The organism is Chryseobacterium sp. GW823-FHT05E08 (assembly GCF_058795655.1).
In genome coordinates, this window is record NZ_JBXAHY010000001.1 from 720,795 (window position 1) to 737,399 (window position 16,605).

General features: G+C 27.5%; 13 protein-coding genes. 4 read left to right on the top strand and 9 right to left on the bottom strand.

Features of this window, described 5'->3' with window-relative positions; genetic code table 11:
- Nucleotides 1-111 precede the first annotated feature (111 nt).
- The 8 genes from AC1Q7L_RS03390 to AC1Q7L_RS03425 all read right to left on the bottom strand — a co-directional run bounded on the left by AC1Q7L_RS03390 (nt 112) and on the right by AC1Q7L_RS03425 (nt 6,315).
- The gene (locus AC1Q7L_RS03390) at nt 112-345 is read right to left on the bottom strand and encodes a hypothetical protein (protein WP_492305429.1); all 234 of its coding nucleotides are present in this window, start codon (nt 343-345) and stop codon (nt 112-114) included.
- A 160-nt stretch (nt 346-505) separates the two neighbouring features.
- Nucleotides 506-835, bottom strand: a complete 330-nt coding sequence (locus AC1Q7L_RS03395) for a hypothetical protein (RefSeq protein ID WP_492305428.1) — start codon at nt 833-835, stop codon at nt 506-508.
- 15 nt (nt 836-850) lie between these two features.
- A complete protein-coding gene (locus AC1Q7L_RS03400; RefSeq protein ID WP_492305427.1) occupies nt 851-1,201 on the bottom strand; it encodes a hypothetical protein in 351 nt (116 codons plus the stop codon).
- Between the two features lie 278 nt (nt 1,202-1,479).
- A complete protein-coding gene (locus tag AC1Q7L_RS03405; protein ID WP_492305426.1) occupies nt 1,480-3,429 on the bottom strand; it encodes a UvrD-helicase domain-containing protein in 1,950 nt (649 codons plus the stop codon).
- On the bottom strand, nt 3,411-5,366 hold the full coding sequence (locus AC1Q7L_RS03410) for an ATP-dependent nuclease (RefSeq protein ID WP_492305425.1): 1,956 nt from the start codon (nt 5,364-5,366) through the stop codon (nt 3,411-3,413). Before AC1Q7L_RS03410 ends, AC1Q7L_RS03405 begins: the two co-directional genes overlap by 19 nt.
- The gene (locus tag AC1Q7L_RS03415; RefSeq protein WP_492305913.1) at nt 5,367-5,546 is read right to left on the bottom strand and encodes an AAA family ATPase; all 180 of its coding nucleotides are present in this window, start codon (nt 5,544-5,546) and stop codon (nt 5,367-5,369) included.
- Nucleotides 5,547-5,663: 117 nt separating this feature from the next.
- Nucleotides 5,664-6,008, bottom strand: a complete 345-nt coding sequence (locus AC1Q7L_RS03420) for a hypothetical protein (RefSeq protein WP_492305424.1) — start codon at nt 6,006-6,008, stop codon at nt 5,664-5,666.
- Between the two features lie 7 nt (nt 6,009-6,015).
- Nucleotides 6,016-6,315, bottom strand: a complete 300-nt coding sequence (locus AC1Q7L_RS03425; protein ID WP_492305423.1) for a hypothetical protein — start codon at nt 6,313-6,315, stop codon at nt 6,016-6,018.
- Nucleotides 6,316-6,606: 291 nt separating this feature from the next.
- Here AC1Q7L_RS03425 and AC1Q7L_RS03430 point away from each other — a divergent pair, with 291 nt between their 5' ends.
- From AC1Q7L_RS03430 to AC1Q7L_RS03445, 4 genes are all read left to right on the top strand, one after another.
- Nucleotides 6,607-8,520, top strand: coding sequence for an ATP-binding protein (locus AC1Q7L_RS03430; protein ID WP_492305422.1), 1,914 nt, complete (start codon nt 6,607-6,609; stop codon nt 8,518-8,520).
- 31 nt (nt 8,521-8,551) lie between these two features.
- The gene (locus AC1Q7L_RS03435; protein WP_492305421.1) at nt 8,552-12,397 is read left to right on the top strand and encodes an nSTAND3 domain-containing NTPase; all 3,846 of its coding nucleotides are present in this window, start codon (nt 8,552-8,554) and stop codon (nt 12,395-12,397) included.
- A gap of 579 nt (nt 12,398-12,976) precedes the next feature.
- Nucleotides 12,977-14,344: a hypothetical protein gene (locus AC1Q7L_RS03440; protein WP_492305420.1), complete on the top strand. Its 1,368-nt coding sequence runs from the start codon at nt 12,977-12,979 to the stop codon at nt 14,342-14,344.
- Nucleotides 14,337-14,930, top strand: a complete 594-nt coding sequence (locus AC1Q7L_RS03445) for a hypothetical protein (RefSeq protein ID WP_492305419.1) — start codon at nt 14,337-14,339, stop codon at nt 14,928-14,930. Before AC1Q7L_RS03440 ends, AC1Q7L_RS03445 begins: the two co-directional genes overlap by 8 nt.
- Nucleotides 14,931-15,043: 113 nt before the next feature.
- Here the strand turns inward: AC1Q7L_RS03445 and AC1Q7L_RS03450 are convergent, their stop codons facing one another.
- Nucleotides 15,044-16,537: a hypothetical protein gene (locus AC1Q7L_RS03450; RefSeq protein WP_492305418.1), complete on the bottom strand. Its 1,494-nt coding sequence runs from the start codon at nt 16,535-16,537 to the stop codon at nt 15,044-15,046.
- Between the last annotated feature and the right edge of the window lie 68 nt (nt 16,538-16,605).

Below are 16,605 nucleotides of genomic sequence, written 5' to 3' on the forward strand. Positions count from 1 at the left end.
CTATTGATGCAATTATTTTGTAAAAAGTTGGAAATGTTTTATTTTTTTTATCAAATTGACAATCGTATTGTATGATAAGGCTTGTAACATATAAACCAATTGTAAATTATTTTATATCAGAGAAAGGTTTAATAACTCTTTTTTTAATAATTCTTCTAAAGGATTTTGAGGTTTGCTTGTTATTACTGTTTTTAAATCTCTTTCAGATAATTCAGCAAACTCAACGGTTTTTAATATTGAGAAAACAACATCTTTTAATCCTAACTTTCGGAGTGACATTCTGATTTCTTTATCAGTTGGAAACTGGCTGTCTGTTTGTTTTAAATGGATTTTGTGATTTTTCATATTATGTGATATATTTTGAATTTATTATTAATAGGTTGGCGGTGTTTGTCTCGTATATTTCTATGTTCTACCTTCCTATACATCCCTACGAATGTCTTGACAGTTTCCTCAATAGGGTTGACCAATGAATTAAAAAAAGTTGAAAATATATTTTTCATAACTATAACTTTTTATATCCATTAACAAAATCAACGTAATTATTTGAGGTATGAATTAAATGAAAATACCTTTGCACAAATCTATTCTTGTCCTTTATATAGTCACTATAACTAATTATTTCGTCCACCAATCCTGTGAGAGCCAATATAAATAATATGGGAAAAGCTGGAATAAGTAGAATACACCACCAGTATTTTTTTAAAATTGCTGTTGAAGGATTTTCGGGAATTGGTGGAAGGGTTCTTTTTAATTGCACATATTCATTCTCCGAAACTGGACTGTGGGGTTTTGTAAAATAATACCTGTATTGTTTTACTTTATGAATTGCCATAATTATATTATTATTTTACTTAGAAACTGTATCAAAAGGATTTTCTCCTGCACCCATAAAAACTGTTCCCATTCTTTTGTACTTCATTGGCTTTCCTGCAACACAAACTGAATACATTCCATTTCCCTTTTGTTCTGATATTCTTAAAAAGATTACATCCTTCTCGTTACAATCATTTTCTACAGCAATATGTTTTCTTAAATCTTCAATGGTAGCATCAGCACGTTTTAACCATGATTGGATTTTTTTATCTGGTTGAGGTTCTTGATAATTTTTAGGAAGATCACACTTATTGTCTTTTTCTGTCTGTTGGGCAAATGCCATTGCTGAAACTGTTATCAATAATGATGATAAAAACTTTTTCATATAATTAATTTTTGAATTTATGATTAGCTTTTCGGTAAACAGCTTTTCTGAAAAATAGAAAAGCAAGTGGTTCTCACTTGCTCTAGTTCTGAAGGCTCGGCAAAGCCTATGTTACATAGAAACAGGATAAGCCACTTGCCATATGACAAGTGTGCTGAACTGTTTGCATTTTGTAACATTTTAGAATTTTGCCGATTCACAGAACAAAAGCAAAAGTTTTTACACTTTTATTTTCCGATAAAATTTGAATTACAAATATATAAATTTTGATTCAATCTTTAGAAGTTATCAATATTTATTGTATTTTCTTCACCAAACCAAGCTATTGCAGTGTTTATAACAGATGGTTTCGGATTATGATAAAAAACAGCTAGTTTTTCTTTAGAACGAGTACAGCATACATAAAATATTTTTTCAGTTCTTTCTTTTATTTTAGGATAACTTGACAATTTCGATTTTGTTTTTGATCTTCCGTCAATCAAAGATTTATAGACTGTACCATCATCAAAAACATATTCAAAATTATAATTATTCCAACCTCCTCTATCTAATATTACAAGGACTTTTTCAAATTCTCTTCCTTTTGTTTTATGTTGGGTTGAGAAAGGAGTAAACCCTTTTAAATAATTATATAAATTAATGAATTCAGAATATTTAACTTTAGAAATTCTATTATAGACATATTGCTTATTGTGCATAAACTCGTATAGTTTATCGTCAGCATAAACCAATTTATATTCACTTGCTTTTTCAATTACATCACCAATCGTTTTTTCATCAGTTTTTGAAAGAGCTTCTATATGATCTTGTAATATTTTCTTGTCTTCAATTGAATTAATCTTATAATCTGTAATTTTCAAAAATTCATTATATCTCTTTTCGTTATAAAGCCTTATACAATTTTGGATTTTAAATAAATGTTTTAATAAATTATCTCTTTTTGTTCCTTTCTTATTTAAATCTTTTTCATTTTGTTTTTTATCGTCCGTAAGAATATCACTATTTAGATAAATTTTTCTAAACAAATTAAATTTATATGATTTAGCTTCGTTAAATAGATCAATATTTAAATTAATGAAGTCAGACATTTTACCACCATTAGGAAGTTGTCCAGATTTTTCTATTGCATCTCCAAAAGTGTCATTTTCATCAATTTGAATTTGTGGATTATTTTTTAAGAAAACATCAATAAGATATTTATATTCTAGTATTTGGTCATTGTTATAAATGTCCATTAAGGATCCAAATTCAGATTCTTTTGCTATAAGATTATGAGTTAGATTTAACTCTTTACACTTTAAATTACCGTCTTTATCCCTCTCATTAAAATCCCATTCTAAATATTTTCTAACTTTATCCAAATTATTTTCCGCAGAATATAAAAATCTAATTTCCCCTTCTTTAATTGTACCATCTTCATTCATATTTGGGGGAATAGGGTTCGTTTTTTCCAATTGCGGTAATTGCTCTAGACCATCATTTCTTACTTTATTAGCTAAATTAATTACATTAAGTGGACTTCTTCTATTTTCTAGCTTCTTAACTTCTTGAACCAAGTCACCTGCATTTTCTTTATACATATTTAAATCTCCAATACCGTCTTCATAAATAGATTGCATTGCATCTCCGAAAAAGCCTATTATATTTTTTTTTGAACCCTTTCTGAAATGATCTAGAAAAATCTTTATCACTAATTCGCTAGTATCCTGATACTCATCGATCAATATAAAATTAAATTTATCTTTGATTACATCACATAATTTTTCATAATTTTCAAATAAATATTCAGCTATTACTAATAGTTCATCATGTGAAATTATTCCTTTAGATAAATTTAGATTTTCCATATATCTAATACCTTCGGAAAACATTTCTACACTAGGGTTTTCTATATTTATTTTTTTCTGCAAAGGATTATTAGCTAGAGTAACTATTGCATATTTTAATTCATTTTGAAAATTTTTTATACAATCCCATAAGAAGTCGTGAATGGTTAAAACCTTTAAATTTTCATGATCTATACGCTCTTCAATTTCTTTAACAGCAGAATTTGTATATGTGATACAAGCAATTTTATGATCTGGAAACTTATCAATTATTCCAATTATACACTGCACTAATGTATACGTTTTTCCACTTCCTGCTCCCCCGCTTAATAAAAAATTATCTCCTTTTTCTATAAGATCAAAAATCTGATCTATTTCATTTTTTAATTCTCTTTCAACCATAATAAACCTTCTTTTATATATTCAGGAATTTCCCAATTAGAATAATCATCATTACTATGATATAAGATATCTAAAGCAAAATGAGTTTTCTTATTAATACATTCATTTGCTAAATCATAAGAATCTTTATTTTCATCATCAAAATGTCTAGGATTTTTAACTCCTTTAAAGCTATCTATTTTACTAGTAACTAAATTCTTATTTTGCGGTATAACTAAAAAAGAGTCTTCAAAGCTTCTTGCTGTATATCCATCATAATCAGTTTGATAAGTAATACATACAGTTCCATTTTCATTTTGAATCCATTTATCATCTGTTTTAATCAAACATTTATCTTTTAATGTAAGAGATTTTAATTCTTCGAGAGTTTTATTATTTAAGAAAAATCTAAGTGCGGGATTTGAATAATCTTCTCCCATTGCAACTCTGCAAGCTTCGTTAACAATAATTTCTTCATTCTTTTTATTTAGTTTTTTGATCTTATGTGTACTATCTAAATCTGTAAGAATAAGAGTTTTTACACCTATAAAATCTATAAAAAGTTCAAATATCTCAGAATAAGCTCCAACCTCGAGGATTGAAATATTTTGAGATAATAATGGGATTTTTTTTTCTTCTTTATCAGAGTGAGAGAACTGAATATCTATTTTCTTCATTATTGTTGGTAGAAGTATGCGCTCCGTATCTCCCTCTATTAAAATAGCTTTGTCAGCAAAAAAAATTTCAGCTCTACTTATAGTAAGGTATTGTTTAAGAAATTGATACTGTTTTCCAGTTTCATCATATAGATTTTTTAAATCCTTTAAATTTTTAGAAGTTATAGTATCTGTCTTTTTTAAATATTTAATTTCATCAAAATCACTATCCGCAACAATATGAGAAGAATGTGTAGAAATTACTGTCTGTAAACTACGGCAAATTTCAAATTCTATATTATCAATATTTTTAATTTTTTTTGATATTTTGTCTCCAACAATTGTTCTAATGTTTTTTATAAAAACATATTGCATTTGTGGGTGAGTATGTGCTTCTGGTTCTTCTATAAACAATAAATTAATATCTGCAGGAGCTTCTAATAAAGACCTTTGAAACTCATATTTTTTTATTTCAATTTCAAAGATCATACTTATAAGATTTAAGTATCCCAAACCATTATAGTGCTCTGGTAAATCTGACAGTTCATGTTTATAGTAAACATTTGTATTACCTTTTAAAAGTTCTCTAGACTGTAGTGTGGAAAGTACACTTAATACTGATTCATTTTCACGTATTCCACCTAGGCTTTTTATTTTCTCAATTATATCTTCAAAAAAGACTTTGTAAATTTTTGATAGTTCTTCATCAGTATTAATTATAGTATCATGAAAATCATCTATTTTCTTAGCTTCATTTTCATCATTTTCTTTTCTTTCGTATATCTTTGATGTTTGTAATGATAATGTTTTATCTGTTTCTTTATTAGTAACATCTCTTCTAGCTGAAATGTATTTAAAACTAATAAAATCAGATATTTTCAAGTCTTCAATTAATATATAATTATCCTCAATTATTTTTTGTGAAGTCTTGTCATAGAAAATTGATTTTTTCCTAGTTTCAAAATATTTTTGATAATTTAATTTGAAAAATTCCGAAAATCCTTTTACATTATATTTTCTAGGTGGCTCACAGGCTTTTGCCTCAGCTTTTTTGATATTTTCACGATGTTTGTATTGTGCGAGATCTTTCCTAATTCCTAAATAATTTTTATAACTTAAATAGTAATCAAATCCTAATACGATATAATTATTTGCGGGATCAAGATCTAACATTAATTTTTGAATGTTGATAAAACTATCAGTATTATTATACAATACTAATATTCTTAATGAAATACCATTGTAGCATTTTAGATATTCTTCTTCAGAAAGCTCTGTAGTATCTTCAATAAGAATTTGCAATTATTGTTTAAAGGACAAATTAAAATCTTCAATTGAAAAACTATTCTTATCACTTTGATTTAAAAACTTATCCAGAACTGTAAGAATAGAAGTTTTACCTGAGTTGTTTTTTCCTATAACTAACGAAATTTCATCTTCTAAGTCAATTTGAAAATCAGAAAGTATTCTAAAATTTTTAATAAAAAGTTTTTTTTATATTCATGGTTATTAATGTTTTAAACTTTTAAACTTTAGGAAGAATTTGAAATTCAATATTGGTTATGCTTATATTTTTATTTTTTTTCATTTCAGTATTTTTTAATTTTTTCGATTTGGAGTTATAATTATTTTATAATTTCCAATTTTTCTATTATTTGAGTGACAACCTTTTATAAGAAGGTATTTATCATTTTCATATACCATTTCATCAAATTTTGCCTTAAATACAGTTGGATACAAATCTGTATCAAGTGTACTTTCAATAAAAGTTACTACAACCCAATTAAATGTATCTGCAAAAGATATTATGACCTTCGTTTTAATATCTATACTATTTAAATATGTATTTATTGATATATCAGCGTTAAAAATTTCATGCTCTTCTAAGTTTTGTTCGCTAAGAAATTTATTAATTTCATCTATACTAGAATAAGGGTGCTTCATAATTCTGTTAAAATTTAATTTTACTTAATTCATATTTAATTCTATAGAGAAGATTATTTTTAAAAATTAAATCTAAAAGTTCACCTGATACGATTGTAGTTTCTTTAGATTTTGCAAGGTCAAAAATATTTTTAATTTTGGGATCACTCATATTATCAATATTTATAGCAATCAAATAATTAATCTCATCTAATTGTTTATCAAGATAGTTATCTAAACTTACTTTATCCAACATCTCAATTTCATTTTCTTTTTCGTAATTAAGCGATATTAATTGCTTCTTTAATTCTTCTAATGTGTAATTCATAGATTTTATAATTTTTTTATTTCGATTATTTTACTTCAAATAATCACTAAATTAAATAAATATCATTACAAATCAATTTCTAAATATGAGATACTTATATTTATGTCCTAACTTAGGTGAAGTAATATGGATTTATCTTTAAGTATTTGCAATATTTTGATATTGAAATAAGGCACATTTACTGAAGCTTAAAAATTAATTTTGTAGATATTTACATAAAAATATTAGTTTTATATACTAAATCTATGATCAACGTCTAATATTACTATTTAAACTAATAACTAACACACAATGAAAAAACATGATTTTGTACAAGGTTCTTTATTTGAAGAAGATTTTTTATTGAGAACATTGGGCAATTTAGGATCTCAACCTGACATTGCTTTAACTGAACTAGTTGCAAATGCGTGGGATGCAGGAGCAACTGAAGTCGATATTTTCTTGCCAGATGAGTATGGGCAGCCACTAATCATAAAAGATAATGGTACTGGATTAACTGCTGATGAATTCAAAGCTCGTTGGATGAAACTTGGGTACAACAGATTGAAAAATCAAGGAAAAAAAGTTGAATTTGCAAAGGGTATAGATCTAAAAAGGATTGCATATGGTCGAAACGGTGTTGGAAGACATGGATTACTATGTTTTAATGATGAATATAAAATAATCACTAATAAAGATGGCAAGGAATCGACATTTACTATTACTACAAAAGATGATACAGAGCCATTTATAATAAAAAAGGAACAATTTGCAAAATCAAGCTATTCTGGGACAAAATTGGAAGTAATTGTAAAAAAAAATATTCCCAAATCTTCTGAAATAAATGATATTATTTCCGCTAGATTTTTACATGATCCTAATTTTAAAATTTCTATAAATAAAAAAATAATTAATTTAGAAAATCATTCGGGCGTAGTTAAAACAATTCCAATTGAAATAGAGAAATGTAGTTTTATTATAAGTTTAATAGATACTAAAAAGTCAAGAAAAAATACGCTTTATCAAGGTGTGGCAATTTGGCAATCAGGTAGATTAATTGGTGAGCCATCATGGGCATTGGGAACAAATATTATTTTAGATGGGAGAACGCAGGAAGCAAAAAAATATTCTGTCATTATCCAAACAAATGATCTCGAAAGTTATATTAGAGAAGATTGGTCTGGCTTCAAAAAAAGTAGAGACTTAGATTTTATTTTTGAAAAACTATCAGAAGAAATAGGAATTATTTTTAACGAAATTGCAATAGAAAATGTTGAAGAAACAAAGAAAATTGTTAAGCAACACTATAATAAAGATTATGCATCTCTTACACCATTGGCAAAATATGAATTTAATGAAGCATTAGATCATATTACTAAAACAAACCCAACTGCTAAGCAAGAATCAATTAATCTTGCAATGGAAACATTGATTAATTTAGAGAATACAAGGAATGGTTCTGAATTGCTTCAAAAGATCTCCACACTTACAAGCGAAGATATAGATGGTTTGAATAAGCTTCTGGATAATTGGTCAATAAAAGATGCTTTAATTGTTTTAGATGAAATTGATAAAAGAATTTCTGTTATAGAATCCATAAGAAAATTATCATCCGACAAGACAGTTGATGAGCTTCATGTTTTACATCCACTAATTGCTAGTGCGAGATGGATATTTGGTCCTGAATACGACTCTCCAGAATATTCCTACAATAATCAGTTACATACTACAGTACAGAAAGTTTTTGGAAAGAAAATCGATAAGGATAATTTCAACAATAACAAAAAAAGACCAGATATCGTTGTAATGGGAAATTCCACCTTTTCAATAAATTGTATTAATGATTACGATACTGAAACAAGTATTTCAAATATCAAAAAAGTTTTAATTATAGAATTAAAAAGAGGAGGCTATAAACTCGGCAGAGAAGAAAAAAATCAAGCAGTAGGTTATGTAGAAGATTTTATGAACTGTGGTACTCTCCTTGGAAATCCTTACATAAATGCATTTTTAGTTGGCGAATCATTTTCAGAAAAGATACAACCAAATCATACCGTTTCAAACTCTAATAATGTTGAAATGGGTAAAGTTCAAATTTGTTTATTTTCTCAAATTGTTGACTCTTCTGAAAAAAGATTATTTAATCTTAGAGATAAACTTTCTGAACGATATTCAGAGTTTACAGAACAAGATATATTAAGTACTCAGAAAAAAATTGTAATCTAATAACTATACCCAAAAAAGCTAATAACCTGACATGAGCGTACAATTATCTGGAATAAAAGGATATGAATATCAATACAAAGTAACCGTACTAAAAGCATTACTGCTAAGAGACAGTAATATAGAAATGCATGTTGAAAAAGGCGGCACTGAAGATGCTGTAGTAGAAATCAAAAATGATGATGGTACTCAGCAGAGTATTGAAATACAAGTCAAAAGGGAAAGTGGGCTTTTAGAATTGCCTAAATTGATAGAATGGTTATGTCATTTTGAAGCACATAAAGATGATAATAATTTATTAAAAAAACTTATTGATTACGAAAACGTTAAAATCCTGTTTGTAACACATTCTAGATGTAGTGATGCTATTTTGTTTTTAAAAAAAGAGTATAGTCAAATCAATGAAACAGCACAATTTTCTATTTCCCAAGAGTTTGCTGATTTTTTCTTAGATGAACTTAAGAAAATAAGAATTGGAAAAACTCCACTAAAAAGAAGAAGAGAAGCTTTTTGTCGTACACAAGCATTACAACTTGATCGTCAAAAAATTAATGACCTATTAAAGAGATGTATTATCGTTGAAGAATTAACAGATGAAAGAGTCGATAAGGCAATATTGCAAATCTTAAATAATAACTGTCAAATAGCCCAATCAAAAGCCGAAGAAGTTTATTTAAAACTTTTGCAGATTGTAACAATGGGCAGAGATGAAGGATTTGATATTAGTGAAAGAATAAACAAAACTTTAGAATTAAATAAGATAGGTAGCCCCAATGTCGATCAATCTTACCAAACCCGCCCTGAGGAGGATGAATTAATATCAAAACTTAAAGAAGATTCTTTTTTATTGTTAACGGGTAGATCACAATGTGGTAAAACTCAATTAGCAAAAAAAATATCCGAGAGCTTTGTATTGAAAGGATATGATTTTTGCATAGAAAACGAAATTACTGAAGTAAAACAATTTTTACAAACCAATATTCACGATAATAAAATAGCTATTCTTTCAGATCCGTTTGGACATAGTGAACTTGTTGAAAGGCATGTAGAATTAGCAAAAAGGATTGATGAGTTATTAACAGAAAAACAAAGCCATCATTTATTGATAATTACCAATCGTTCTGAAATTCTTCTTGAAGCATTTAATACTCAATCTTTAGAAGATTGTTCTATAAATCAGAAAAAATGGTATGACATGACTTTAAGTGATGCTCATGTAATATCATCGTTTTGGAGAGCTATATCTCAAGAAAAATCTATACCACAAACTATCACAAGTATTGTTGATGCTGGCATATTAGAATCTGGAGATGAAGATCAACTACAAATTGGTCAATTAAGATATTTAGCAAATGAAGATATTCAAAAATTAGAAGGTAGGAATTTTTCAGATCTTGCTTATATAGCAAGAAGGGATTCAAGGGAAATCGCAAATCAGTTAAAGAGCGCAAATCCAGTATCTGCAAATTTATTATCAGTAATATCTATTTCTTCAACACCCGTTTATGGTATTAACATCGAAGATCTGGCTTATATTATGTCGGATGAAAAATTACTTCCTAGTATACAAGAAGAAGCTTATATAAAAGTTTTATCTTTTAATGATGAAGAGTCTGAGTTTCCGACATATTCTGAAAATTTTATATTAGATGAATCAATAACAAATGCTTTAGGATACTTGGAGGAAAGAAACTTTATCTCAGCTACAGATTCTGATCTACAAATATTTGCAACTACTCATTCCACTTTTCATGTCGCAGGACAAAATCTGTTTTTTGAAAATAGCACTATTTTATTGAAAAAAAAATTAGAATTATACAAAAAATGTATTTCTTGTCTTAATGATCAAACAGCCTATATTGCATCGAAGAATTTATACTTTATATACACTCAAATAAGTCCAAATTTTAAAACACAAATAATAGATTATGCCTTCTTAGGTTTAAGATCAATTTTTCCAGCAGTAGAGGACAACTCACTTCTATTTTTAACTAAGGTTGTTGAAGACTTATCTTTAGAGCAACAGGAAAGGTTATTTGAAGACATACAAAGAGGAGGAACTGATGATTATGAAATCGAATGGTATGAAGGTATCCCATTTAAAGGAAGTGAAGATGGCAATTTTGAAAATTTATTTTTCAAACTTCCTGATGATGATATCTCTATTATTTCAGAAAAACTATCAAATAGTGAATTCCCATCAAGTTATCAAATTTGGGGCTACATTAAAACAGTTAAGGGGGAAGATATTGATAAAAATTCATTCAAAATTTTACTTCAAGTAAAAGAAGCCTTTATAAGGGCTGAAATTATGCATAAAGTCCTCAAAAATACAGAAATTCTGGATAAGGATTTTACTGAATTTTTATTTCAGGATGAGCACCCAACTGTAATATTTAATTTAATCAGCTCTATAATTCAAAATTGGTTTAACTTTTCAGATGAACTGAAAAGCTTATTTAAAGATTTAATGATAAAATCATTCAACAAAACAGATGTCGCAATAAGAGCTTATGGAGTAATAGCAACCTTTTCTGTAGATTATGGTAGTGAATCAATTGTTGAATGGAAAGATTTTGATGAAGAGCAAACAATAGAATTATGGAATTTATGGGGGGAAATTTACCCGTATGTTGTCAATAGTATTCCTTTAAAAATTTACTTAAATGGTGCTAGGTTTATCTCAACAATATCTACTGCTATAAAATATATTGAGTTAGAAAATGGAATGGGAGTTTTCAACGCATGGTATAAAAGACTCGATTATCAAATTTCAGAAAATCAAATAATTGAAGAATATGAAATGTCCATAATGATTGATTTATTGAAATTAACTAATGATAATTTTGAAATAAGAGAAAATATCTTTACCGCTCTCATTAATTATAATAATACAAACTTTTTACTTTCAAACTTAAAATGGGCATTAGCTGGATGGAGATACTTAGTGGAATCGGAAAAACAACAAATTTCTGATTTACTAGAAATTGAAAGAGAAGATCTACGATGGATTCGAGCTGTAATCCTAACTTCAGAAACCCCACCAACAGAATTAGTTGGTAAGATTTTAGGTGATGGTGACTTTTTTAATAAAGATATAAGAGATTTTATATCTAAAATTCCTGAAAATTTACTACTTGATTGTTTAAATGTTTTTTGTGGTACTCCAAACACTTTATCGTCGTTAGCATTACATAATAACAACCATGATTTTTGGTTTAATGTAATGCAGAAAATTTTATTAAATGAAAGTAATTCAAGTTTTAAAATTTGTCTAGAGGATTTTTTAAGTGATGGTGTTAATGGTTCTACAGAAAAATGGGGGGATTGGAAAAATCTTTGGGAAACTATTTGTTCAACTAGCCAAAATAAAAATTATTTGTTCCAAAGATTATTATTTAATACTTCACGCTGTAGCTGTAACATAACAACTACAAAAAAGCTGTGGACAATTTTAATAGAGAATTATAAAAGCTCTGATGAATTAAGTGCTATTAAGGATTTAATCATCGAAAATATTGAAATTCTTCAACAGACAGGTCATAAAGAGGATATCTTCAAATTTTTTGATAAGGATTTCTTTAATGAAATTTTTCCAGACAATAAAGTTTATCAAGTTTTATGTACAATAAAAGACAATGAAGATTTAAGTGAAATTGGTTTACTTCATATAAAAAGGCATATAAAACATTGTAATACTCGGATTTTTATAACATTTGATTATGCTAAAAAGTTTTTAAATACTAGCAATCAATTTCATCAAGAAATTATAAGTATTTTAGAAATACAAGATAAAGAAAGATATAAAAAAGGCTCTGAAAATAAGAAAAAATTAGATATATATAATTATAAATTAGATAATTGGATAGGTGTTAATTAATTTACTTACAGTTATAACAAAAAAGGGGAAGTGTATTTTAGTGACAATACACAATTTTATAATTAATATTATGATTCCAGACAAATAAATTTTGGAGTAACTTATAATTTCGGAAATAATAAAGTTCGTGGAAATAGTAAGCAGATCAATTTTGATGAAAAAAATAGAGCTGCTAAATAATTTAATAAAAGACCATCTGATTTAGGTGGTCTTTTTATTTTATATTCAATTTTAGTTTATAATTCTCAATCATCCATTTTTTGAGTTGATATGGATATTTCTCCTCATGTCAGTCATTGGATAAACTATAGGGAAAACCCTTATTGTTTTTCAGGGAAAACCCTGTATTATTTTCTTATTTTTCAGTTAATTTTAATATAAAATTCTTTCAAATTACACAAAAGGGTAATTGATTAATAAAGTTTATACATTTAGTTTTGATTCAAATAATAAATCTAAAAAACATAAAATTCATTCATAGATTTTTTTGTTTCTTTTTTCAAAATTGAAAATTAAATTCTAAAAAAATCGCTTTTAACTGAAAGGCTATCAAATCAACTAATACTAAAAAAATGCAAAATGGTTAATTTAAAAAAAAATTTAAAATTCAACTTAGCTATACTATTCAGTATTTTATTGTGGACTAGCACTTATGGACAAGTTGTATGTGCTAAACATTGTATAGTTGGCTGTGAAAACGAATGTGAAACTGGTTATTTATACAATGGCAGAGAAAATACAACCATTGCTTCTAAGTCAAAGATATACATAACCATGAAAAACGATATGGTTTATATACAATCAAATTTTAAACCTGATAAATCATTTGAATACCCTATCAAACTCGCCACCCCCCCACAGGAAGGTTATAGTAATTTAGATAATTATTTAACAAATATTTATTTTTTTGGGAGAGAAACTCCACCATCATTGGATGAGGCAAATTCTATCTTTAATAACTTAAAAAAAAATATAGAAATTACTATAGAACCATCTGTGCTAAACGATAATAATTTTGGAAAATTAAATTTCAATAATTATAAAAATCTAAAAATAGCATGCCCCGATGGGACTTCCAGAGATGCAATTGAAATCATTAACAGAAAAAAAGGTACTCGAGAGTTTGTAATAAAATATAATAATAATATCTCTACAAGAATCAAAAATCAAAATTTAGATTTTATTTTTTCAAATTTAAAAAATAGAAAGTTTGATTCTAAAAAATTGAAAATAGTATCATTACTGGAAAATACTAATACTAAAGATTTAATCCGAGAAGAGTTTTCGACTCATGCTTTGGATGTGAATTATAGTATTGACGATTTTAAAAAAGTTTTATTAGAAAACAAAGGAAATAGAACAATAATATTAGGACATAATGAGAATGAGAAATTTTTAACACTTGATAAAAGTGGGAAAGTAATTTTTGAAATATCTATCGAAGAAATAACAAAGTTTCAAAAAGAAAATAATTTATCCCTATTACTTCTCTGTTGTAACTCGGGTTATAGCTCAAGTACTGGAGTATTAAATAAATTTAACTCAATTGACGTTTTAAGGAGATTAAAAATCGCAATTAAGAATGATAATATTGAATCGTTTCTAAATGACCTATCTCATGAAACTTTGGATTTTGTTTTAGATGATACATTTTTTATGGGAGAAAGTGAAATTAATGACAATGTTGTCAAAATTGATTTTGAAGTTTATAATACAAAACAGGATAGAACTCTTATCGAACCTTCGATAGGTAGAATAATTTTTCTTGAACCAATAACCTTAACTTCTGCAATTCCAATTATATCTGACAGTATTGTAATATCTCCAATTGTAGAACCAAACATTGGCGATGAAGATGAAGACAAAAACACCACTACATACGCAATCATTGGATTGATGACATTGGTATTAGCTTATTTTATTTTTAAACCGAAGAATAATGGATAGACAACCTTTAATAGACGAAATGGTTGCTTTTATTGAAAAACAGCAACCTGAAAAAATTGAAGAAATTAGAAATTCAAACCCTAATTTTAAAGAAATTTTAAAATTAGGAAGTGTACTTGGAGAATCTGATGATTCGGAAGAATTAAAAGTCAGAGCGAAAGTGTGCTTTACAGCTCTTGAAACAGTTGTTATGGCTTGTGATAAAACTTTACCAGATTTAAAAAATAGATTAAAAACGTCACAAAAACTGCAACTGTGGGGGCAAATTATAGCAACAATTAGTAGTGCATCTGTAATTACTACACTTGCAACAGATCATAAAAATATAACTTATATAGCTGGTGCATTAAGTTTAATTGGCACACTAGTTCCTCTGATTGTAGATTATCTAAGAAGAGGTATTGACACAACAAGACAATTGGATGAGAATTATATGGCATTAATAAAGATGAAACTAGAAGCTGAACAAAATATTAAAGAACTGAATTTTTTTATCATAAATAATTTTAATATTGATGGAATTAGTGAGGTTATAAATAGAAGTAACCAACTTTGTTCTGATATTTCTATCAGATTGGCAACATGATAAATGCTTTGATTCCGATTAAACTGTAATTGATATACTAATAAACTTATTAAATAGGATTCAAATATAATGTTGAAAAAAGCATTGACAAATTTGGTCAATGCTTATTCATTTTAAGCTACTTTTAAACACTCATCACTATTACACCATAATTCAGCTTTGAAGCTCGGCAAAACGCCCCCAGAATAGCTTAAAAAAAGCTCCTGCACCATAGATTCTAATACAGGAAACCAGCTTTGTGTAGTGCAGAAAGAATCATGTATTGTCCAAAGTGGCATATCAGGATTTATCTTTGTAATCTGTTTTGTAATAGTATCAATTACGCAATCAGATTCAACCTGTTGCAGAAGTCTAGGAAACAGTTTAAATGAATCTTTTTCATCAGAAGTAGTTTTAAAAATTTCGATACATTCACACAACAAAGGAAAATGTTGTTTAAATATCAGATATTCTTTTGATGGTCTTTTAAGCGGGGTGTAAAGAATCTGCAAGGTGAGTTTTTTCATCAAATCTCGTTTATTAGAAAACTCAAATATTTCTGCTAGACCTGTATTTGAATCATAAAATTTCTTTCTAAACAAGCCGTCATAATCAGGATGAATATCTGTAAAAAGTGGCATCAAGAATTCATAAAACTCACCCACTAAAACAGCTTTTTTTAATGATTTAAATTCCTCTTGAAAAGCCTTACTGGAGGTAGTTTCTTGTAATTTCTGCAACATAGTACCTATATTACTATTTATATACACTCTATTTATAATTTCTAAAATCTTACTATTATTCAAACTTTCCAATACTAAAACCATAAAATAGGGTTGTGAGTTCTTAATATCGAGACTTTGTATGTTTTCTCCATAATACGTTAGGTAGGGGCGGAATTTAGACGGCATATTCGTCAGGTTCGTATGCAGTCGATTATCTGACTCAGGTTTACGAGAAATACGGAAACATTGTTCTTTCAGCATTAATGCAGAGTACCAGTATTTGTATGCTTTAGCAATTACTGGATTTAGTCTGGTGTAACTTAAACTGTACTTATTATAACAAAATTCTGATTGTAAATCATAATTGAGACGGTCAAAATCGATAAACAAACCATCATCAAACCATTTAGAAAGATGCGGACAGTCTTCATTACTGACACTTTCTTTCAGTAGATTTTTAACCAGAAACTTATCCGTCATTTCAAAGATTGAAAAATCCAGACATTCTATACCCTCAAAATTGATAATTTCCCAATTGTATCGATAACTTGTGCAGAAACGACCTTTTGAATGATTTTTAGATTCCAGAATTTCGATTTGTTCAAAATAATCAAAATACTTATTATAATTAGAATCTTTCTTTTTTAAACGTCTGGAATCCATAGGGATAAATCCATTTTGATAAACTTTATCTTTTTTGTAGGCAGGAATACTGATGACTAAACTCAGAAAATACAGGGCATTATCCATTTTGAACTCTTTAAATGGTGGCTGTTCTTCGATTTTTTCCATCAGATAATTATAAATAATTGTTGGAACTACAACTTTCCAATTAAAATCTTCGTGATAAAATGATGTTATACTAGTTTTGTGTTTTGATTTTTTGTTTTGTTTGTATTTCATAATGATTCATTTAAAATAAGGGCATAGCGATAGCTTATACAGCTTGTTTGCTGTACTTTTTGAGGGTT

What these genes read in the sequence shown, in the direction of transcription:
- AC1Q7L_RS03390 (WP_492305429.1), bottom strand. Translation starts at nt 345, where the DNA reads ATGAAAAATCACAAAATCCATTTAAAACAAACAGACAGCCAGTTTCCA.
- AC1Q7L_RS03395 (WP_492305428.1), bottom strand. Translation starts at nt 835, where the DNA reads ATGGCAATTCATAAAGTAAAACAATACAGGTATTATTTTACAAAACCC.
- AC1Q7L_RS03400 (WP_492305427.1), bottom strand. Translation starts at nt 1,201, where the DNA reads ATGAAAAAGTTTTTATCATCATTATTGATAACAGTTTCAGCAATGGCA.
- AC1Q7L_RS03405 (WP_492305426.1), bottom strand. Translation starts at nt 3,429, where the DNA reads ATGGTTGAAAGAGAATTAAAAAATGAAATAGATCAGATTTTTGATCTT.
- AC1Q7L_RS03420 (WP_492305424.1), bottom strand. Translation starts at nt 6,008, where the DNA reads ATGAAGCACCCTTATTCTAGTATAGATGAAATTAATAAATTTCTTAGC.
- AC1Q7L_RS03425 (WP_492305423.1), bottom strand. Translation starts at nt 6,315, where the DNA reads ATGAATTACACATTAGAAGAATTAAAGAAGCAATTAATATCGCTTAAT.
- AC1Q7L_RS03430 (WP_492305422.1), top strand. Translation starts at nt 6,607, where the DNA reads ATGAAAAAACATGATTTTGTACAAGGTTCTTTATTTGAAGAAGATTTT.
- AC1Q7L_RS03435 (WP_492305421.1), top strand. Translation starts at nt 8,552, where the DNA reads ATGAGCGTACAATTATCTGGAATAAAAGGATATGAATATCAATACAAA.
- AC1Q7L_RS03440 (WP_492305420.1), top strand. Translation starts at nt 12,977, where the DNA reads ATGGTTAATTTAAAAAAAAATTTAAAATTCAACTTAGCTATACTATTC.
- AC1Q7L_RS03445 (WP_492305419.1), top strand. Translation starts at nt 14,337, where the DNA reads ATGGATAGACAACCTTTAATAGACGAAATGGTTGCTTTTATTGAAAAA.
- AC1Q7L_RS03450 (WP_492305418.1), bottom strand. Translation starts at nt 16,537, where the DNA reads ATGAAATACAAACAAAACAAAAAATCAAAACACAAAACTAGTATAACA.